This is a genomic window from Serratia sp. Tan611 (genome assembly GCF_905188235.1).
Lineage (GTDB): Bacteria > Pseudomonadota > Gammaproteobacteria > Enterobacterales > Enterobacteriaceae > Serratia_B > Serratia_B rhizosphaerae.
Map to the genome: position 1 here is coordinate 628171 of NZ_LR994655.1, position 19998 is coordinate 648168.

Annotated in this window: 14 protein-coding genes; 4 read left to right on the forward strand and 10 right to left on the reverse strand. The window is 60.7% G+C overall.

Annotation, left to right across the window (positions count from 1 at the left end):
• The first annotated feature begins 228 nt into the window (after positions 1-228).
• Genes TAN611_RS02910 through TAN611_RS02920 form a run of 3 tightly spaced genes read left to right on the forward strand, consistent with a single transcriptional unit; the run spans position 229 to position 4591 of the window.
• Positions 229-1719, forward strand: a complete 1491-nt coding sequence (locus tag TAN611_RS02910) for an aldehyde dehydrogenase (RefSeq protein ID WP_203067263.1) — start codon at positions 229-231, stop codon at positions 1717-1719.
• 31 nt (positions 1720-1750) lie between these two features.
• Positions 1751-3196 (forward strand): APC family permease, encoded by a 1446-nt coding sequence (locus TAN611_RS02915; protein WP_203067264.1) that lies wholly within the window; start codon positions 1751-1753, stop codon positions 3194-3196.
• Positions 3197-3211: 15 nt separating this feature from the next.
• Positions 3212-4591, forward strand: coding sequence for an aspartate aminotransferase family protein (locus TAN611_RS02920; protein ID WP_203067265.1), 1380 nt, complete (start codon positions 3212-3214; stop codon positions 4589-4591).
• 46 nt (positions 4592-4637) lie between these two features.
• Here the strand turns inward: TAN611_RS02920 and TAN611_RS02925 are convergent, their stop codons facing one another.
• The 3 genes from TAN611_RS02925 to TAN611_RS02935 form a co-directional block, all read right to left on the reverse strand.
• Complete coding sequence (locus TAN611_RS02925; RefSeq protein ID WP_203067266.1) at positions 4638-6224, reverse strand: ShlB/FhaC/HecB family hemolysin secretion/activation protein; 1587 nt, start codon at positions 6222-6224, stop codon at positions 4638-4640.
• 210 nt (positions 6225-6434) lie between these two features.
• Positions 6435-8567 (reverse strand): filamentous hemagglutinin N-terminal domain-containing protein, encoded by a 2133-nt coding sequence (locus TAN611_RS02930; protein WP_203067267.1) that lies wholly within the window; start codon positions 8565-8567, stop codon positions 6435-6437.
• A gap of 336 nt (positions 8568-8903) precedes the next feature.
• The gene (locus TAN611_RS02935; protein WP_105233200.1) at positions 8904-9674 is read right to left on the reverse strand and encodes a helix-turn-helix domain-containing protein; all 771 of its coding nucleotides are present in this window, start codon (positions 9672-9674) and stop codon (positions 8904-8906) included.
• 102 nt (positions 9675-9776) lie between these two features.
• On the opposite strand from TAN611_RS02935, the gene TAN611_RS02940 reads away from it, so the two are divergent.
• Positions 9777-10949 (forward strand): MFS transporter, encoded by a 1173-nt coding sequence (locus tag TAN611_RS02940; RefSeq protein ID WP_105229619.1) that lies wholly within the window; start codon positions 9777-9779, stop codon positions 10947-10949.
• On the opposite strand, the gene TAN611_RS02945 is transcribed toward TAN611_RS02940, so the two are convergent.
• The 7 genes from TAN611_RS02945 to TAN611_RS02975 all read right to left on the reverse strand — a co-directional run bounded on the left by TAN611_RS02945 (position 10946) and on the right by TAN611_RS02975 (position 19926).
• Positions 10946-12544 carry an ABC transporter substrate-binding protein gene (locus tag TAN611_RS02945; protein ID WP_203067268.1) on the reverse strand — a complete coding sequence of 533 codons (1599 nt, stop codon included), beginning with the start codon at positions 12542-12544 and terminating at the stop codon, positions 10946-10948. The genes TAN611_RS02940 and TAN611_RS02945 overlap by 4 nt on opposite strands.
• Before the next feature lie 150 nt (positions 12545-12694).
• Positions 12695-13651, reverse strand: a complete 957-nt coding sequence (gene yjiA / locus TAN611_RS02950) for a GTPase (protein WP_203067269.1) — start codon at positions 13649-13651, stop codon at positions 12695-12697.
• 23 nt (positions 13652-13674) lie between these two features.
• A complete protein-coding gene (locus TAN611_RS02955; protein ID WP_015670749.1) occupies positions 13675-13878 on the reverse strand; it encodes a YbdD/YjiX family protein in 204 nt (67 codons plus the stop codon).
• Between the two features lie 80 nt (positions 13879-13958).
• A complete protein-coding gene (locus tag TAN611_RS02960) occupies positions 13959-16130 on the reverse strand; it encodes a carbon starvation CstA family protein (RefSeq protein WP_105229622.1) in 2172 nt (723 codons plus the stop codon).
• A gap of 244 nt (positions 16131-16374) precedes the next feature.
• Entirely contained in the window at positions 16375-17085 is a 711-nt protein-coding gene (locus TAN611_RS02965; protein WP_203067270.1) for a trehalose-6-phosphate synthase, read from the reverse strand.
• 35 nt (positions 17086-17120) lie between these two features.
• Positions 17121-18500, reverse strand: coding sequence for a glutamine synthetase family protein (locus TAN611_RS02970; RefSeq protein WP_203067271.1), 1380 nt, complete (start codon positions 18498-18500; stop codon positions 17121-17123).
• A 349-nt stretch (positions 18501-18849) separates the two neighbouring features.
• Positions 18850-19926 (reverse strand): YncE family protein, encoded by a 1077-nt coding sequence (locus TAN611_RS02975; protein ID WP_105229625.1) that lies wholly within the window; start codon positions 19924-19926, stop codon positions 18850-18852.
• Between the last annotated feature and the right edge of the window lie 72 nt (positions 19927-19998).

The window sequence follows — 19998 nt, forward strand, 5'->3', positions numbered from 1 at the left end:
TTTTTACCGCTTTCAGCAGACTGTGCTGTTATTTTTATTTGTTCATGGTGAACCTGCCATTATTTTATTAAGCCATAGAGAACTGTTTTGGCTAATTGTTCTTGCCCAGTTTTTTTATCACCATTCACGATATTTTTACTGCTTTTCCCCTCTCCGCAAGCTGGTTAGCATCAGACTCCCGTATTTAACATCCCATAAACATATGAGTTACACGATGAGGGCGTCAGCATGTTTACTCTTGGTTACTGGCGCGAACGCGCCGCCCGCCAATGTTTCATCGACAAGGCCATGATTGATGGCCAATGGGTCACTGCCGCATCGGGAATGACGATGGCGGTGTGCAACCCGGCCACCAATCAGTCTCTGGCCGACGTGGCCGCCTGCGATAAGGAAGACGTCGATCGCGCGGTGCGCGTTGCACGCCGCTGTTTCGAGCAGGGGGAGTGGGCGCAGGCCGCCCCGGCGGCGCGTAAACAGGTGCTGCTGCGTCTGGCGGCGCTGATTCTTGAACACCGGGAAGAACTGGCGCTGCTGGATTCAATGAGTATGGGCAAGCCGGTGATGGATGCCTGGAATGTTGATGTGCCGGGGGCGGCGCACGTTTTTCGCTGGTATGCGGAGAGCCTGGATAAATGCTATGGCCAAGTGGCGCCGACGGCGAATAACGTGCTGGCGACTGTCACCCGCGTGCCGCTTGGCGTGATTGCCGCGGTGGTGCCATGGAATTTTCCGCTGGATATGGCGGCCTGGAAACTGGCGCCGGCGCTGGCGGCGGGCAACAGCGTGGTGCTCAAGCCGGCCGAGCAGTCGCCGTTCTCCGCGCTGCGGCTGGCGGAGCTGGCGCTGGAAGCGGGCCTGCCCGCCGGGGTGCTGAACGTGCTGCCCGGATACGGCGAGCAGGCCGGCCAGGCGCTAGGGCGTCATCAGGATGTCGATGGTCTGGTGTTTACCGGCTCTACCGAGGTCGGCAAGCATTTTATGCAGTATGCGGCGCAGTCCAACCTGAAGCAGGTCTGGCTGGAGTGCGGCGGAAAAAGCCCGTGCCTGATCTTTGACGACTGCCGGTCGCTGGATCTGGCGGCGGAAAAGGCCGCCTTCGCCATCTTCTTCAATCAGGGAGAGGTATGTTCGGCAAACTCCCGTCTGTTGGTGCAGCGCTCGATTCATGATGCCTTTGTCGAACGGCTGATGGCGCAGGCGGCCAGCTGGCAGCCGGGCGATCCGCTGGATCCGCAAAGCCGCGCCGGGGCGATGGTGGACGCGCGCCAGACGCAGCGGGTGATGGACTTTATCGATGAAGCGCAGCGGGAAGGGGCGCAGCTGTTGTGCGGCGGCCGGCGTCTGAGCGTCAACGGCGCCGATAATTTTGTGCAGCCGACGCTGTTTACCCAGGTGACGGCGCGGATGCGTCTGGCGCAGGAGGAAGTCTTCGGCCCGGTGTTGGCGATCTCAGTCTTCGACGATGAAGAGGAGGCGATCGCGCTGGCGAACGACAGTATCTATGGTCTGGCCGCCTCGGTCTGGAGCGACGATCTGAACCGGGCGCACCGTGTGGCGCAGCGCCTGCACGCCGGCACGGTGTCGGTGAATACCGTCGATGCGCTGGATGTGACGGTACCGTTCGGCGGCGGCAAGCAGTCGGGATTCGGCCGCGACTTATCGCTGCACTCTTTCGATAAATACACCCAGTTGAAAACCACCTGGATCCAGCTGCGTTAACGCGCCGGCGACGCACACCGAGGGTAAGCCAATGACTGAATTGAACACGAACTCTGCGGCCGCCAGGGGACGGCGCAACCGGCTGGGGCTGGGCGCGCTGCTGGCGGTGGCGATTGGTTTGGTGGTCTCGCAGGGGGTGATGGTGCTGATGCTGCAGGCCGTCGGCATGGCCGGCATCGGTTTTATCATTCCTCTGTTTCTGACCTACTTGCTGGCGCTCAGCTATGCGTTTTCCTTTTCCGAACTGTCGCTGATGATCCCGCGCGCCGGCAGCCTGAGCAGCTATACCGAGGTCGCCATCGGCCAGTTCCCGGCGATTCTGGCGACGTTTTCCGGCTATATCGTGGTGGCGATGTTCGCGCTGTCCGCCGAACTGCTGCTGCTCGATCAAATCATCAGCAAGATTTTCCCTGCGGCGCCGCTGCCGCCGCTGTCGATCGCATTTGGCGTGCTGGGGTTATTCACCGTCCTCAACCTGCTGAATATTGATATTTTCGCCCGTCTGCAGTCGTTCCTGGCGGCGGTGATGCTGGTGGTGCTGCTGCTGCTGGGGTTCAGCGCCATCGGTCACCAGCATGCGCAGCCGCTGGGGCAGCTGATGGCCGACGGCGCGGGCAACCCGCTCGGCTGGGGCGTGCTGACGCTGGCGGTGATGGCGATCTGGGGATTTGTCGGCGCCGAGTTTGTCTGCCCGCTGGTGGAGGAGGCGCGCCGGCCGGAGCGCGATATTCCGCGCGCCATGATCGTCGGCCTGAGCGTGATTTTCTGCACCATTGCGGTGTATTGCCTCGGCGCGCTGCTGCTGATCCCGCGTGAGGAACTGGCGAGCAATGGCCTGCCGCACTACCTGTTCGCCACCACGGTGTTTGGCAAAAGCGGTCAGCTGTTTCTGGCGACCGCGGCAATTACCGCCACCTGCAGCACGCTCAACTCTTCGCTGGCGACGATCCCCCGCATGCTGAGCGGGATGGCGCAGAACGGCCAGGCGTTTCCCTGCTTTAAGCGCCACTGTGCCAGGACGGGCGCGCCCTGGGTATCGGTGCTGTTTGTCGCCGCCATTACCGGGCTGCCGCTGCTGCTGATGGCGACCGACGCGATCAACCTGCTGCTGAGCGCCGCCGCGCTCTCCTGGCTGCTGGCCTATATCATCACCCATATCAATGTTTTGGTGCTGCGTAAACGTTACCCGCACCAGCATCGTCCGTTCCGCACCCCTTTTTATCCCTGGCCGCAGCTGGCTGGCATTGCCGGTATGGCGTATGCCATCTGGCATGTATCGCCTTCCGCCGAGCAGGCGCTGCGTATTTACACCGTCGCCGGCGCGGTGCTGGGACTGGTGTCTGTGATTGCGGTGCTGTGGATCAAACTGGTGATGCGCAAACCGCTGTTTAAACCCGAACCGCTGACGCCGCGCGTTTCCCCGGATTCGCCGGTGAACCGCGCCTTACAGCCCAGCGCTGATAACCCAAGTCTGTGAAAGGAGAGTAAGCCAATGAGTATGTCTAACAGCCCACGTGAAACCGGCGATTATCAGGCGCTGGACGCACGTCACCATATCCATGCTTTTCTGGATCAGAAGGCGCTGAATGCGGAAGGGGCGCGGGTGATGGTGAAAGCCGACCGGCTGCACATCTGGGATAATGACGGCAAGCGTTACCTCGACGGCATGTCGGGCCTGTGGTGCACCAATCTGGGCTATGGACGCGAAGATCTGGTCGCCGCTGCGGCGCGGCAGATGGAGCAGCTGCCTTACTACAATATGTTTTTCCACACCACGCACCCGGCGGTGGTGGAGCTGTCCGAACTGTTGTTCAGCCTGTTGCCGGATCGCTATAGCCACGCGATTTACACCAACTCCGGCTCGGAGGCCAATGAGGTGCTGATCCGCACGGTGCGCCGTTACTGGCAGGTGGCCGGGCAGCCGAAAAAACGGATTATGATTGGCCGCTGGAACGGCTACCACGGCTCGACGCTGGCGACCTCGGCGATGGGCGGTATGAAGTTTATGCACGAAATGGGCGGCATGCTGCCGGAGATCGCCCATATTGACGAGCCTTACTGGTATGCCCACCCGGGCAATATGACGCCGGATGAGTTTGGCCGCCGTTGCGCCCGGCAGCTGGAGGAGAAAATCCTCGAGCTGGGGGCGGAAAACGTCGCCGGATTTATTGCCGAGCCGTTCCAGGGCGCCGGCGGCATGATCTTCCCGCCGGAGAGCTACTGGCCGGAAATTCAGCGCATTTGCCGCCAGTACAATGTGCTGCTGTGCGCCGATGAAGTGATCGGCGGCTTTGGCCGCACCGGCGAATGGTTCGCCAGCCAGCACTTTGGGTTTGAGCCGGATACGCTGTCGATCGCCAAGGGGCTGACGTCGGGCTATGTGCCGATGGGCGGGCTGATCTTGTCCAAAAAAATGGGCCAGACGCTGGTGGAGGAAGGGGGCGTGTTTGCCCATGGTCTGACGTACTCCGGCCATCCGGTAGCGGCGGCGGTGGCCCTGGCCAACATCAAGGCGCTGCGCGATGAAGGCATCGTCAGCCGGGTGAAGCAGGATACCGGCCCCTATCTGCAAAAAGGGCTGCGCGAGATGTTTGCCGACCATCCGCTGGTGGGGGAAATTCAGGGTGCCGGCATGGTGGCGGCGCTGCAGTTTGCCGAAGATAAAGCCAGCCGCCGGCGTTTCGCCAATGAAAGCGACATCACCTGGCGTTGCCGCAGCTACGGTTTTGAGGAAGGGGTGATTATCCGCTCCACCGCCGGCCGGATGATTATGGCGCCGGCGCTGGTGGCGACCCACGGCGAGATTGATGAACTGCTGGAGAAAACCAAACGCGCGGTGGACCGCACCGCCCGCGATCTGGGGCTGCTGTAGCGCCAAATGGCCGCCGGCGTAGAGACGCCGGCGGCATAACCGCGCTTTAGAACTGCCACTGCAGGGTGAAGCCGAGGTTGACCGGGCTGGTGTCGAATCCTTTGGGTTTGGCAAGCGGCGCGCCGACAAAGGCGTCGTAGCCGATCCGGCCGATCCTTCCCCTGAGGCCGAGCACGCCGCCCGCCAGATGCCCGCGGGAAAAATCGTTGTTGCCACCGCTCACCCGGCCGTAATCCAGCCCCATATATAGCTGCTGGTTATAGTTGGGCAAGTTCAGGTTCAGGTCGTTGCGCAGCACATAGCCCCGATTTGCGGAAAGATTATACTCGCCGTCAAAACCACGCACCGTCCAGCGGTTGCCGATGCTGAACTGATCCTGCGTCGCCAGGCGATCGCGGCTGTGCTGCTGCTGGTAGCGCGGTTGGTAGCTCATTGACTGCCCGAGCAAAATAAACGGGACTGAGGCGCTGATATCCAGATTGACGGCGCGGCTGTGCGGGCTGGCGGCGGCCTGCGGTTTGGCGCCGAACCAGGAGGTGTTGCGTTGGTAGCTGACCATCGCGTCGACGATGGAGCGGCCGATATAGTGGCGGTGGTTCAGCCTGACGATCGCTTTGGTGACCTTGCGCTCCCGGATAGTCAGCCTGATGTCATTGATAAAATAACTGGCGTCATTTTTTAACAGCTGGATGCTGGCCGTCGTTTTCTGGCTGGCGTTGCGGTACAGCAGGCGGTTGACCTTCAGGCTCAGATTGCGGCTTTTGCCCTGGTACTGCAGGTCGGCCCAGGTGCCGTTGAGCCGCTGCAGATATTCACTGTGGCTGGCGTACATATCCAGTGACCAAAAGCCGTAGGGCACCGAGTAGTACAGCGAGCTGTTTTTGGAGTTGCGCCATTTCTGCCACGCCAGATCGCGGCCAAAGGAGACATAGAACAGATCGTTCAGTGAGGTCGGGTTATCCAGATAGAGCGCCAGGCCACCCTGATAGCGTCCGGTATAGCGGCTGCCGGCGTCGTCGAACCAGCCGCCAATCCGCCAGAATGAAGGTTGGCTGCGTGCGATCTCAATATCGGTTTCCCCTGCGCGGTCCCCGGGGCGGAGGATCACGTTGGCGTCGGCGCCGGGAATGCGCTGGATATTCTCCAGCCCCTGTTCAATCGCGCGCAAATCCAGAATATCGCCTTGATGGCCGGGGAAGGTGGTGTACAGGTTGGCGTATTTATCGCTGTTTTCGCTGAAGGAAATGTTGCCAATCACGCCGGGTAAAATGGTCAGCGTCAGCACGCCGGCGTTGAGATCTTGCCGGGGCACCACCACGCGGGTGGTGATGTAGCCGTGGCGGATTAATTTGTTCTGGATGGCGTTGGCCAGCGTACGGACCCCCTGGATGCCGAGGCATTGTCCTTCAGCCTGAGCGGTGAGTTTGCGCAGCGGCAGCCAGTGCGGAATCTTGTCGTCTTTATTGAGAATAACCTGCGACACAGCGAAACAGTTGGCTTCATGGGGAAACGTTATTTTCGCGCTTTTTTCTGCGCCGCTGTCGGCCGCGCGGACATCTTTCCCCTGCGTTTCCAGCTGGCTGTAGCGCGCCCTTTCTTGTTCTTGCTGGTGGCTGGCCTGTTGTTCAATCAACCGCCCGCTTTCTGCGCCTTGAACGAGGGGAATAAAAAATACCAATAGCAGGGAAGCGGAAAAGTGAACGCGCATGTTGGTTAATATCCTTATCGTGCTTTTTGGCATCCGTTAGCCGTTTATCGGGCTGTAGCCGGGAAAAAATAGCGGCAGTGTTGGTTGATGACGCTCCTGAGACGGCCCCCGAAGAGGCCGCCTGCGTTGGCAGGGTTACTGCTTGTTGATGGTGATGGTGCCGTTAACGGTACCGTTGTTGGTGAAGGAACCAGGCTTGCCCAGCATCAGTTCAACGCCGGCCGGGCTGTCTACCAGCGCGTTTCTCTGGTTGGCGAAGCTGCGGCTGTTAATGATGGTTTTACCGTTGGCGGACGCCAGAGTGCCGTAGTTATAAACGGCGCCTTTCTCGGCGTTAATACGGATGTCTTCTTGCGCGCTCAGCGTGCCTTGGTGGCTATAGCCGCCGGCCAGCGTCAGCGTTGCCTCACCGCCGGCGTTGATCGTGCCTTTGGTGTTGCTGACGGAGCGGGCGTCAATCACCACGTCTTCAGCCGCGTTGATCGTGCCGTTGTTGTTATTGAGGCTTGAGGTGGTCACCAGGACGCTGCCATTGCTTTCGATCAGGCCGTTGGCGTTGCTCAGCGAGGATGAGGTATGGGTGATGATATTGCCGTTGGAGACCACTTTCCCGTTGTTGTTGTTGATGGAGCTGGCGACCAGCGTCATGCCGCCCTTGCCGCTGAACAGCCCTGCTTCGTCGGTGTTTCTGGCATTGTTGGTGTTGGTAATACTGCTGCCGTTGGCGTTGATGTTCAGGTGGTTGTCGGCCATGATGCGCCCGGCATGGTTATTGACGCCGAGGCTGCTGATCGACACGTCGTTACCGCCGCGAATCACGCCGGACTGGTTGGTCAGCGAACGCCGGTTGGTGTTAATGGTGACGTTCTCGGTGGATTGAATTAAGCCGGCGTTATTCGTCAGCGTACCGACATCCAGATTCAGTTCACAACAGGATTCGATGGTGCCGCGGGTATTGGTCAGCGTGTAACCGGCGGTGTGAATATCAACGCCGCCCATATCACTCTTGATAAGCCCTTCGGTATTGTTCAGACCGCGCGAGGAAATAGCCACGCCGTTGAAGCCGTGGATGACGCCGCCGGCGTTGTTTAACGTTCTGCTGAAGCCGTAATGGTAAGGGTCATTGCGCATATTGACGACACCCTGACTGTGTATATTGCCGTATCTGTTGTCGATATCACCGCTGACGATATTGATATCACCGTCTGCCAGCAGTTCGCCGCCGCTGTTGCTCAGTTTGCTTTTGGCCAGATCGATGTTGATATTTTTGCCGGCGCTGATCACGCCGTTCGCGGTGTTGTTTAATGTACGACCGTGCGCATAGTAATAACCGCCGTTGCGGTTGCGCCCCTGCGTCGTGTCAATATTGACGTCGTGGTGTGCGGAGATGGTGCCTTTATTTTCCAGCACGCCGTCGGTGGTGATATTGACGTCGCTTGCCATGGCGCCGATGGTGCCGGCGTTACGCACCCCGACGCCGTAATCGGTGCTGACCAGGGTGATTTTATTGGCGTACATCCCGCCTAACTTGGCGACGTCGATGGCGATTGACGGCCTGCTGCCGCCCGACGTCAGTTCGTTAATCTGCGTGTTGTCCGCATTGACGTTGTTGCGGCCGGCGGTGATCTTCAGATCTTTGGCGACGATATTGGCGTTAATCTGCACGGCGCGCGCGATGATATCGGTGTAGTCGGCATCGCCGGTATTCAGGCCGTCGCCGTTGATGATGACGCTGCCTTTCTCCACGGTATAGCCCAGCAGCGTGCCGTTGGCGACCTGTGCTTTACCGGTGGTCAGGGTGGCGCGGTCGGCGTTGATAAAGCCGCAGCCGCTGCAGCTGATGCCCGATGGGTTGGCGATAATCACCTGCGCTTTGTCGCCGGCGACTTCGATCAGGCCGTTCAGCTGGCTGGCGCGGGTGGAGTTGACTTCGTTCAGGATAATGGATGCGGAACCGCCGGCCAGATTGGCGTTACCGGCGATATTGCCGGCCAGGTGCGAGGTTGAGCCGGTGGCGCTGTTATTGAGCACTACGCCGCCCCGGTCTACGTCGAATTCCGAGTAGATGTTGTGGGAAACGCCGCCTTTGCCTGCGGTATTGATGTCGATAACGGTACTGCCGTTGGCGCCGGCGCTGACGGAAGGGCCACCGTTCATCGGTGCCGACGGGGTGATGGCCGCGTGGGCGACCGCGCCCCAGGAGAGCAGGCTCAGAAAACAAATGGGAGAGAGTTTGGCGATCAGCTGGTTTTTTTCTTTTCTGTTCATTTAAAGTATTCCTTTCCTTAATTGGGCGCTAGATATCCATATACAATCAAAATAAATTGATTGATATATTTTAATGAAATTGATTTTTGATTTATTTTGCCTGTTCGACTTAGGCGTGAATATTGTATCAGCGGACACGGTGGATGTAACTGAGCGGTAAATAAACAGGATTATTCTGTTGTTTAATTGAGATGGAGGGAGCTTATTCTGGTGTGCGAAATTATTTTTATTATTAATAAATATATATAGGTAATTTATTTTTATTATTTTTTATTTTAGTTTTGGTTATTAATTGATATAGCCAAGATAAATTTTGGCAGTCGCGTGCCGGGATATTCACGATTCCCGCATGGCCATATAGGCGCGCGGCGGGCTGCCGGTCATATTCCTGAAGAAGGTGGCAAAGGCGCTGTCGCTGGTGAAGGCCAGCCGGGCGGCGACGTCGCACTGGCGATGGCCTGCGGCCAGCAGTTCGATCGCGGTAATCAGCCGCCATTGCTGCCGCCACTGCTGGTAACTCAGCCCGGTCTCCCGCCGGAAAATGCGGCTGATGGTCTTTTCCGAGGCGCCGCTGTAACGCGCCAGTTCGTGCAGCGGCGGCAGGGTTTCCAGGCCGGCCAGATGGCGCAGACGCCGGTCGGCGGGCAGCGGCAGCAGCGTCAGTTCCCGCGGCGCCTGCGCGATCTCATCCAGACAGACCGCCAGAATATTGGCGGTGGGGCCATGTCGCCAGTCGGTGTCGAAAGCGGCGAGGGCGATGCGCTCCAGTGCCGCGCGCAGCAGCGGCGTGGCCGTCAGCACCGTCAGTCCTTCCGGCAGGCCGGGATAAGGCGCAGTGTCGAGGTATACCGAGCGGTAGCCGACGACGCCGCTGACCTGTACGCGGTGCACCACCCGCGGCGGGATCCAGGCAATGCGCGCCGGCGGTAGCATACAGATGCTGTTATTCAGCGTAATGCGCATGCAGCCCTGTTGGCTGAACAGCAATTGTCCCATGGCGTGTTGGTGTGGGCCGGAATCGTGCCGTGCCAGCTCGGCGGCAATGCCCAGTACGCTATTATCGAGCTCGTCGGGATCGAAATGATCCTGGGCGCTGAGCCATGTCATCATCTTGTCCGATTTTATCAATTTTTTGTCTTTTATATTGTAATGGCCGCCGGTGCGAAGATGCTAGTTTGTCCCCCTGTTTTGAGGGAAGGGATAGAGACGATGCAACGCAAACTGACGTTGACACTGGCAACCGTGATGATGATGTTCCCCCAACTGGCGGAGACGATTTACAGCCCGGCGCTGACGCACATCGCCACCGGGTTTCAGGTGAGCGCGGAAATCGCAGCGCAAACCCTGTCGTGTTATTTCTTCGCTTTTGCATTCGGGGTGGTGGTGTGGGGGCGCCTGTGCGACCTGATCGGGCGTCGGCCCACCCTGCTGGCCGGGCTGGCGTTATACCTGTTGGCTTCGCTGGCGGCGCTGTGCAGCGGCAGTTTCAGTATGCTGCTGGCGGCGCGGATAGTGGCGGCTTTTGGCGCGGCGGTCGGGTCGGTTGGTACCCAGACCGCCATCCGCGATCGTTTCGACGGCGAGCAACTGGCGCGGGTATTTTCGCTGATGGGGATCGCAATGGCGCTCAGCCCGGCGCTCGGCGTGTTGAGCGGTTCGCTGTTGAGCCATTACTGGGGTTATCAGGGGGTGTTCGTTGGCCTGGCGCTGCTGGCGGCGCTGCTGCTGGCCTATGCCGCCTGGCGGCTGCCGGAAACCCGGCCGCAACGGCTGGCGCCGCCGGCCTTCTGCGCCACGCTGGGGCGCATGGTGCAAGACGCCGACATCTGGCGCAGCGCGCTGCTGGTGGCGCTGTTTAATATCTGTATGTTCAGCTACTACCAGCTGGCGCCGTTCCGCTTTGCGGCGCTGGGGATCCCCGCGCCGTGGTTCGGCTACAGCGGTCTGCTGCTGGCGGCTGGGGTGGGCATCGGTGCGGCGATCAACAAGCGGCTGCTTACCGCCGGCTGGCGTTTTGGCGCGCTGCTGACGCTGGCGTGCGCGCTATCGCTGGGCGGCGGCGTGCTGGTGTGGCTGCTGGAAGAGACGCGCGGGTTCGCGCTGCCGATGCTGCTGGTGGTGATGGCGTACGGTATCGCCATTCCCAATATTCTGGCGCGCGCGCTGCGCAACTATAAGGCATGTATGGGGACTGCCGGTGCGCTTCTCGGCCTGATGTACTACCTGATGCTGGGGGCGGGGCTGACGCTGGCCGGGCTGGCGCAGCGGCCGGGCGTGGTGCTGACGCTCGGCAGCCTGTGTGCGCTGGGGCTGGCGTGGCGCGTTTGTTCGGCGAACGGCAAACAGGGCGAGGGAGCGCCTCGCCCTGAACGGTGCGATTAATTCAGCTTCGCTTTGGAGAAATCACTGCCGTTGACGTCCACCACGTAGCCGCTGAGGTTGTTGCGGGTGGCGTAAAACACCTTGCCGTTCGCCAGCGGCAGCCATGGCGCCTGTTTGGCAAACACTTCCTGCGCCTGCTGGTAGAGCTTGCCGCGCTCTGCCGGGGTGCTGACCGCAATGGCCTGCTTGATCAGCGAGTCATACGACTTGTCGCACCAGCGGGCGACGTTGGCGCCGCTCTGCACGCCGTCGCAGCCCAGCAGGGTGGCGAAGTTGTCCGGGTCGCCGTTATCCGATACCCAGCCGTACAGCGCGCTGTGCTGCTCGCCTTTGCGCAGCCCGGCCAGATACTGGCCCCATTCCCAGGTGACGATTTTGGCTTTGACGCCCACCTGCGCCCAGTCGCTCTGAATCATCTCGGCGATGCGGCGCGAGTTGGGGTTATAGGGGCGGGCGACCGGCATTGACCAGATATCGGTGGTGAAACCTTTCTCCAGCCCGGCCTGCTTCAGCAGTTCGCGCGCTTTTTGCGGGTTGTATTCATAGCCCGGCAGCTTATCGTTGTAGCCCAGCATGCCCGGCGGCAGCAGCGAACTGGCCGGTGAGCCGCTCTCTTTAAATACCGCAGCGACGATGGCTTTTTTATCCACCGCATAGCTCAGCGCCTGGCGCACCAGCAGGTTATCAAACGGCTTTTTGGCGGTGTTGAACGCCAGATAGCCGACGTTCAGCCCGTCGATGCTGTGCAGCTGCAGGTTCTTGTCGCGTTTAATCGCGTCGAACTGCTCGGGCAGCGGCGCCGGGATAATCTGGCATTCGTTGGTTTTCAACTTCGACAGCCGGGTTTGCGCGTCCGGGGTGATGGAGAAAATCAGGTGCTTGCTGGCTACCTCGCCCTGCCAGTAGTGCGGGTTGGCGATGTAGCGGATCAGCGAGTCCTGTTTGTACTGCTGCAGCGCGTAAGGGCCGGTGCCGATCGGCCAGTTGTCGACATTCTCCGGCGTGCCTTTCTTCATCATCGCATCAGCGTATTCCGCCGACAGGATCGAGGCGAAGTCCATCGTCCAGTCGGCGAGGAACGCCGCGTTGGGCTGAGTCAGGGTAAAGCGCACGTGATAGTCGTCCAGCGCCTCGACCTTGGCGATCAGCTTATCCAGCCCCAGATCGGTGAAGTACTCGTAGTTACCGCCAGACACCTTATGGTATGGGTGGTTGGGGTCTTTCTGGCGCATTACCGTAAACACCACGTCTTCGGCGTTAAAGTCGCGGCTGGGGGTAAAGAATTTATTGCGGTTGAACTTCACCCCTTTGCGCAGGGTGAAGGTGTAGGTCTTGCCGTCCGGGCTGATGGTCCAGTCGGTGGCCAGCGAGGGGGCAGGGGTTTTGTCACTGCCGCGCAGCGTCACCAGGCGGTTGTACAGCATCTGCGAGGTGGCGATAAAGGTCGGCCCGGAGGTGGACAGCTGCGGGTTGAATGATTCCGGCGAGGCCACGGTGCAGTAAATCAGCGTATCAGAGGCGGCCAGCGCGTTATTGGCCGACAGCAGGCCGGCGCCCGCCAGCAACAGGCCCAGGGTTGTTCGTTTTAATGGCATACAGGTGATGATCCTCTGAGTGATGACTGCCGGTGCGCATCGGCACACGGCTGCAAAATAAGTGCGGCGCGTCAGCGCGCCACTCCATGATTAAAGTACTCAGATCGAGGATTCGTCAAAGCCTGTTTGCGGCGACGGCGGTTTTATTGCTCAGCGCAGAGCGGCAAAGCGTGCGCGGATCTCCGCTTCCGGCAGGTCGATGCCGATAAACACCAGCGTGCTCTGGCGCGGCTCATCCGGCTGCCAGTCGCGGTCCCAGTCGGCGTTGTACAGCCGCTGCACGCCCTGGAACAGCAGGCGGCGCGGCTCGTCCTTGATCGACAAAATGCCTTTGTAGCGCAGCAGGTTGTCGGCAAACTGCAGCAGCAGTTCCTCCATCACCGTGGAGATCTGCGCCAGCTCCAGCGGCGGCTGGTGGTAGAGCACGATCGAGTGAATGCTGTTCTGCGGCTCCGCGATGCGGCGGAACACCGGCGTGCTCAGGTTCAGCCTGTCATTAAGCACGAAGCCCTCAATATCAAACAGCACCTTGAGATCGATATCGCCGTGCAGCGCCTTGTGCACCGGGGCGCGGGCGTTGATACGCTGCAGGCGCCGGATCAGCGCCTCGCTGTCGCCGGCGACGTCGGTTTTGCTCAGCAGAATACGGTCGGCATAGCCCACCTGCGACTGTGCGATGCTGTATTTATCCAGCTGCTGTTCGGCATGCACCGCATCCACCAGCGTGATGATGCCGTCCAGCAGAAAACGTTCGCAGATCGCCGGGTGGGTGAAGAAGGTCTGGGCGATCGGGCCGGGGTCCGCCATGCCGGTGCATTCGATAATCAGCCGGTCGAAGGCCAGCTCGCCGCGGTCAATGCCGTCCAGCAGGTCGAGCAGCGCGTCCTCCAGTTCATTGGCGCGGCTGCAGCAGATGCAGCCGTTGCTCAGCGTGGTGATGCGGCTGGCGCGATCGCCGATCAGCGCGTGGTCGATCGGCACTTCGCCGAATTCGTTTTCAATTACCGCGATGCGATAGCCGTGGTCGGCATGCAGGATATGGTGTAACAGGGTGGTTTTACCGGCGCCCAAAAAGCCGGTCAGAATGGTGACTGCGATGGGTTTCATTGCGGATCCTTAATGCTCGGGGCCTAGCAGCAGCGCATGCCGCCTTTACCGTCGCCGCCGTAGCGCGCTTGCTGGCGCTCGCGGAAGAATTCTTTATAGCTCATCACCGGCTTATCCGGGTGGTTGTCCTGCATATGCTGGACGTAGGTGTCGTAGTCCGGTACGCCGACCAGCATCCGCGCCGCCTGTCCCAGATATTTTCCCGCCTGACCAAGATTGCCGAACATAGGTGTACTCCCGGAAAACGTGGTTAACGGGCGCCGCACGCAGCGCCCGTGACTCACTCTATTATGCAGGCAAATTGCCGTTAATGCTGGGGTGAAACTTTGACCTCGCCCTCAGAGTTGGACGCTGTCTGTTCCGGCACCGGCACGTAAGGGGCTTCCTGGTCGCTGCGCTGCGGGTTTTTGCGCGCCGCCAGCGCGGTTTTTATCCCGTAGAAGATAATGGCGTACACCACCAGCAGGAACAGAATGCTCAGGCCGGCGTTGGTGTAGTTGTTCACCACGATATGCTGCATATTGGCGATCTGCTGCGGGCTCAGGTCGCCGCCGGCGGCAATTTTCTGTTTGTACTCGTTGGCGAGATAGAAGAAGCCTTCCAACTGTGGGTTATCGCTCAGCAGCTTCAGCCCCAGCGCATAGGTGGTGCAGATCAGCAGCCACACCGCCGGCAGCACCGTCACCCAGATGTAGCGGGTGCGCTTCATCTTGATCAGCACCACGGTGCCGAGCACCAGCGCCACCGCGGCCAGCATCTGGTTGGAGATGCCGAACAGCGGCCACAGGCTTTTCACGCCGCCGAGCGGGTCGACCACCCCCTGATACAGCAGGTAGCCCCACAGGCCGACGCAGCCGGCGGTGCCGATAATGCCGGCCACCAGCGAGTCGGTTTTTTTCAGGAACGGCACGAAGTTGCCCAGCAGATCCTGCAGCATAAAGCGGCCGGAGCGGGTGCCGGCGTCCAGCGCGGTCAGGATAAACAGCGCCTCAAACAAAATGCCGAAGTGATACCAGAAGCCCATATCCGCCGCCGGCATGATCTTGTGGAACACGTGGGCGATGCCCACCGCCAGCGTCGGTGCGCCGCCGGCGCGGTTCAGCACCGACGGTTCGCCGATGTCTTTCGCGGTTTGCAGGATCTGCTCCGGGCTGATGACAAAGCCCCATGAACTGACGGTGGCGGCGGCGTGCACCGTCACATCCTTCAGCTGCGCCATAATCAGCGGCGCGTTATCGCCCCCCAGTTCGTGCAGGTTCGGCATGGTAATGCCCAGCGCCGCCGGCGGGGTATTCATGGCGAAGTACAGGCCCGGTTCGATAATCGATGCCGCCACCAGCGCCATGATCGCCACGAAGGATTCCATCAGCATCGCGCCGTAGCCGATGAAACGCGCGTCGGTTTCACAGGCCAGCAGCTTCGGCGTGGTGCCGGAGGCGATCAGCGCGTGGAAGCCGGAGACCGCGCCGCAGGCGATGGTGATAAACAGGAACGGGAACAGCGAGCCTTTCCACACCGGGCCGGTGCCGTCGACAAACTGGGTGACCGCCGGCATTTTCAGATCCGGGTTCAGGATCACGATGCCGATCGCCAGCCCGACGATCACGCCGATTTTCAGGAAAGTCGCCAGGTAGTCGCGCGGCGCCAGAATCAGCCACACCGGCAGCAGGGCGGAGATAAACGCGTAGCCGATCAGCGTGTAAGTGATGGTGGTGTCTTTAAAGGTCAGCGCCGGGCCCCAGTACGGATCGTGGGCGATCACGCCGCCGAACCAGATGGACGCCAGCAGCAGCACGATGCCGATCACCGACACCTCGCCGACGCGGCCGGGGCGCAGGAAGCGCATATAGATCCCCATAAACAGCGCGATCGGCACGGTGGAGCAGACGGTGAACACGCCCCACGGGCTTTCCGCCAGCGCTTTCACCACGATCAGCGCCAGCACCGCCAGAATGATGATCATAATCAGGAAGCAGCCGAACAGCGCGATGGTGCCCGGCACCGGGCCCATCTCCTTCTTGATGATCTCGCCGAGCGACGCGCCGTTACGGCGTGAGGAGATAAACAGCACCATAAAGTCCTGCACCGCCCCCGCCAGCACCACGCCGCCGAGCAGCCACAGCGTGCCCGGCAGGTAGCCGACCTGCGCCGCCAGCACCGGGCCAACCAGCGGGCCGGCGCCGGCAATGGCGGCGAAGTGGTGGCCGAACAGCACGTTTCTGTTGGTCGGCACATAGTTCAGGCCGTCGTTATTCACCACCGCCGGGGTGGCGCGGCCGGCGTCCAGCTTCATCACCTTGGTGGCGATATACAGGCTGTAGTAACGGTAGGCCACCAGATACACCGCGATCGAGGCGACGATGATCCACAGTGCGCTGATGTGTTCGCCGCGCCGCAGCGCCACCACGCCGAGACAGGACGCGCCGAGTACCCCCAGCAGCATCCATGGGAGATGTTTGAAAATCCCCGTTTGTTTCATGAGATATTCCTTATTCCAGTCTGCAAAAAATGTGTAAAAGCATCCGCTTATAGATTTTTAGGGTGCGGATGTGGTCAGGTACGTCTTCCCCGGTAATAAGGGGCAGGTTTAGGAACAGCTCATCATCGCGCGCGGCGTAAAGCGATGGCAGATGAAATTGGCCGAGCGGTGCGATAGCCCGCCGAGCGGTTGAAATCGTCGGCTGAGCGGTTCCGCCGCGCAGGGCGCGCGGCGGGCGGGGGCGTCAGCACAGCCGGCTGGCGTGCTGCGCGTCGGGAAAGATGGCGGTGCTGAAGATATGGCCGTCGACCTGATACTGATTGTCGGGCAGCGGCTCGACCTGGTAGGCGTTCGCCAGATAGTTGTGGAAATTATTGGCGTCGCCGAGGCTGCGAAAACCGATCAGATCGTAATAGAGCAGCGACTCAACCAGCTCGCGGTGCTGAGGAATGTTCTTTAGCAGCGGCGCGGCGGGAAACGGCAGCGCGAAAAAGAAACCGCACGGGTTAAGCAGCCCCTGTTCCTTCAGCGCCGCGCCGCAGGGCAGCAGTTGATAATCATCAATGCAGATCAAATCGCTCGGGCAGATGTATTCGCTGGCGATGGCGGCGATCTGTCGGTTGATCTGCCGGTAGGCCTGATAGTTTTCCGGCGTGAAATGGGCCAGCTCGGGGCGGTTGTGGAACACCGGCCACAGCCCGTCGTGGTAGTAGCCCTGATAGTGGTAGTGAAACTCGCGGGTGGAAAAGGGAAAGGTCACCAGTTCATAACCGTTGCTGTGCTGCATCTGTACCGGCCGGTCGGCGGCGTCGGCGAAGTTTTCCACATTGCTGTCCCAACCCAGCCACAGCCCCTGGCTTTCATCGGTCAGGGTATTCAGCGCGTAGTCCTGAACGGCGGCGATAATATCATTGGCGTCACAGTGTTTATTGGAGAGCAGAACCAGACGAGACATCAAAGGGCTCCTTGGTTATTCGTCATCAATCGGGATTACAGCGGCCAGGCGCGTTCGGCGTCGGTAATCAACTGCTCAAACTGCGCCAGCTCCGCGCTTTTACAGCTGTGCCACAGGTCGCAGAATGCCGGGCCGAGCAGCCGTCGCAGCGCCGCACAGCGTTGAAACAGCGCCAGCGCCTGCGGCTGGCTGAGCGGCAGCGGCGTTGCCTGCGGATCGTCATAGCCGTTGCCGCAGCTGGACGGCGGCAGCGGCAGATTCTGCTCCAGCCCGAACAGCATGCCGGCGAGGATGGCGGCGACGGCCAGATAGGGGTTGGCGTCGGCGCCGGCCAGCCGGTACTCGATACGCTGGTTGGCCCGATCGGCGCAGGGCAGGCGCAGCGCCACGGTGCGGTTGTTGTAGCCCCACGAGGCGCGCAGCGGCACATGCATCTCGGGGCGGAAGCGGCGGAATGCGTTGACGTTGGGCGCCAGCAGCGCCATGGAAGCCGGCATCAGCGCCAGCATGCCGCCGAGCACCTGGCGCATGGCGTCGCCGGGGGCATCGTCCTTCATGCTCAGGCGGTTGCGGCCCTGCGCATCCTGCAGGCTGATGTGGAAGTGCAGACCGCTGCCGGCCGTCTGCGCGTCCGGCTTGGCCATAAAGCAGGCATGCTGCCGGTGCTGCTGCGCCACCTGACGCACCAGCCGCTTCAGCGCCAGCAGCTGGTCGCAGCTGGTCAGCACCTCGGCGCTGTGGCGCAGGTTCAGCTCATACTGGCCGGCTGCCGCTTCGGCCACCACGCCGGTCAGCGGCAGTGCCTGCAGCCTGGCGTGGCGGGCGATATCCTCCAGCAGCGCACCGTGGCACGCCGGCGCATCAACGGCAAAGTTCTGCGATAACAGCGCCTCTTGCTGCCCGGGGCGCTGTTGCGGCGCATGGAGATAAAACTCCAGCTCGGCGGCGATGACCGGGTAATAGCCGAGGCGGTGCAGCCGCTCAAGCAGCTGCGCCAGCACCACGCGCGGCTCCAGCAGGCAGGGCGCGCCGTCCGTTTCTTGCATGGTCAGCAGCAGCTGCGCGCTATGCTGCGGGTCTTTGGCGCAGGGTCGTAGCGTGCCGCACACCGGCAGGCACAGCCTGTCGGGTTCGCCGGCCTGCTGGCCCAGACCGCTGTACTCCACCACCTGGCCGTTGAGATCCATCGCATACACCGACTGCGGGAAATAGCAGCCCTGCCCCAGGGCGAACAGTTCCGAGACGGCGATGCGTTTGCCGCGGATTTGGGCGTTCAGATCGTGCAGATAGATATCGACGAACTCGGTGTCGGGATAATTGTGCAGATAGTTCTCGACCTCGGCGGCGAACGGCGCTTGCCGCGCCGGTTCCGGCGCGGTTAACAGCGGATGAAAATCGATGATATTAGCGTACATGGCGGCCCCCGGTGCATTGCGGGACGCGCCGGGAAAAGGCGGTGATAACGTGCAGAGATAAATGCATGAGGAGTGCTCTCAACAGGCCATAGCGGCGACATGATGATGTTATCCGGCAGGCGTAAAACCGTCTGTAAAAACGCCGTAACGATTGCGCAGGGGGAGATAAAAATGGCGTAAATAGCGGGGGAAGGGGGAGTTTATGTGGCGGTGAATACGCGAGGGTTTATAGGGCGATAGTGTAAAAGGAATTGCCGTTCACGTCAGTAGCAGAGGAATACTGCACGTTTACGGCAATGCCTATGAGGCCATCTGCGCAGGGATCCCCCTGCGCTCTGGGGACGCAGGGTTATTTCAGGCTGACGCGAATAACATCGTCAGGAGCGGTAGCCTCTTTCTCGCGGCTGGCAGCCTGTTTCACGCTGACGTACAGCGTCTTGCCGTCCGGCGACAGCGCCAGGCTGTTCGGGTGGGTCGGCGTTTTCAGGGTTTCCCGCACCTGGTAGGTTTTGGCGTCAATCACGCTGACGGCGCCGGCCTTACGGTGGGTGACGTACACTTCGTTGCGCGCCGGGTTAAACAGCACGGCCAGCGACTCCGGCACGTCGATTTTCTGCAGAATATCGCCGTTGCGGGTATCCACCACCAGCAGCTGCGGCTGTTTGGAGTCGGTGATAAAGGCGCGGTGATTCGCCGTATCCAGGCTGATATTCAGGAAGAAGTGCTCTTTGGATTCATCCAGCTTCTTGCGCGTCAGCACCTTGTTGGCGGCAGTGTCGATGGTGACCAGTTCGCCTTCGCTGTTGGTGACGTACAGGCGCTTGGCGGCGGCGTCCAGCGCCAGGCCGGTGCCGAATTTGCCGGTGTCGGTAATGGTGGTGCGCAGGGTCATATCCTTGCCGTTTACCACCCAGACCACGCTGGACTCGCCCAGACCGGTGATATAGACGGTATCGGTGCTTTCATCCGCCACCAGTTCGCGCGGCGCCAGCGGTTTCACGCCTTCGGCGCGTTTGCGCGCATCCAGCACCAGCCGGCCTTTCACCTCGCCGCTGGCGGCGTCGATGGCGGTGACGGAGCTGTTGACGGTGTTGCCGAAGAACAACGTGTTGGTTTTGTTATTGATAGCGGCGCCGAACGGCTTGATATCGTTGTGAATAATCTGGGTTACGTCCAGCGTGGTCGGATCCAGGCGATACACCACGCCGCCTTTGTCCAGTTTACGGCTTTGCGAGGTCGCCAGATACAGCGCGTTTGCGCTTTGGCTGTACGCCATTTCATAGGCGCCTTTACCGACCGGCTTGCGCAGCAGTTCGGATTCGGCCTGCGCCTGGGACGCGGTGGCAAACAGCATGGTGGTCAGCAGCATCAGAGGGAAAACCGCGCGCCCGCCAAGGCGACGGCCGGTTGTCATTACAGCGTTCATAACATCTCCATATGGTTAAAATTATTATTGCCGCGCAGCGGCCGGAACGGCTCAACATTGGCTTCAAAGGCA

Coding starts and splice junctions, on each gene's coding strand:
- TAN611_RS02910 (WP_203067263.1), top strand. CDS start 229: ATGTTTACTCTTGGTTACTGGCGCGAACGCGCCGCCCGCCAATGTTTC.
- TAN611_RS02915 (WP_203067264.1), top strand. CDS start 1,751: ATGACTGAATTGAACACGAACTCTGCGGCCGCCAGGGGACGGCGCAAC.
- TAN611_RS02920 (WP_203067265.1), top strand. CDS start 3,212: ATGAGTATGTCTAACAGCCCACGTGAAACCGGCGATTATCAGGCGCTG.
- TAN611_RS02930 (WP_203067267.1), bottom strand. CDS start 8,567: ATGAACAGAAAAGAAAAAAACCAGCTGATCGCCAAACTCTCTCCCATT.
- TAN611_RS02935 (WP_105233200.1), bottom strand. CDS start 9,674: ATGACATGGCTCAGCGCCCAGGATCATTTCGATCCCGACGAGCTCGAT.
- TAN611_RS02940 (WP_105229619.1), top strand. CDS start 9,777: ATGCAACGCAAACTGACGTTGACACTGGCAACCGTGATGATGATGTTC.
- TAN611_RS02945 (WP_203067268.1), bottom strand. CDS start 12,544: ATGCCATTAAAACGAACAACCCTGGGCCTGTTGCTGGCGGGCGCCGGC.
- yjiA (WP_203067269.1), bottom strand. CDS start 13,651: ATGAAACCCATCGCAGTCACCATTCTGACCGGCTTTTTGGGCGCCGGT.
- TAN611_RS02955 (WP_015670749.1), bottom strand. CDS start 13,878: ATGTTCGGCAATCTTGGTCAGGCGGGAAAATATCTGGGACAGGCGGCG.
- TAN611_RS02960 (WP_105229622.1), bottom strand. CDS start 16,130: ATGAAACAAACGGGGATTTTCAAACATCTCCCATGGATGCTGCTGGGG.
- TAN611_RS02965 (WP_203067270.1), bottom strand. CDS start 17,085: ATGTCTCGTCTGGTTCTGCTCTCCAATAAACACTGTGACGCCAATGAT.
- TAN611_RS02970 (WP_203067271.1), bottom strand. CDS start 18,500: ATGTACGCTAATATCATCGATTTTCATCCGCTGTTAACCGCGCCGGAA.
- TAN611_RS02975 (WP_105229625.1), bottom strand. CDS start 19,926: ATGAACGCTGTAATGACAACCGGCCGTCGCCTTGGCGGGCGCGCGGTT.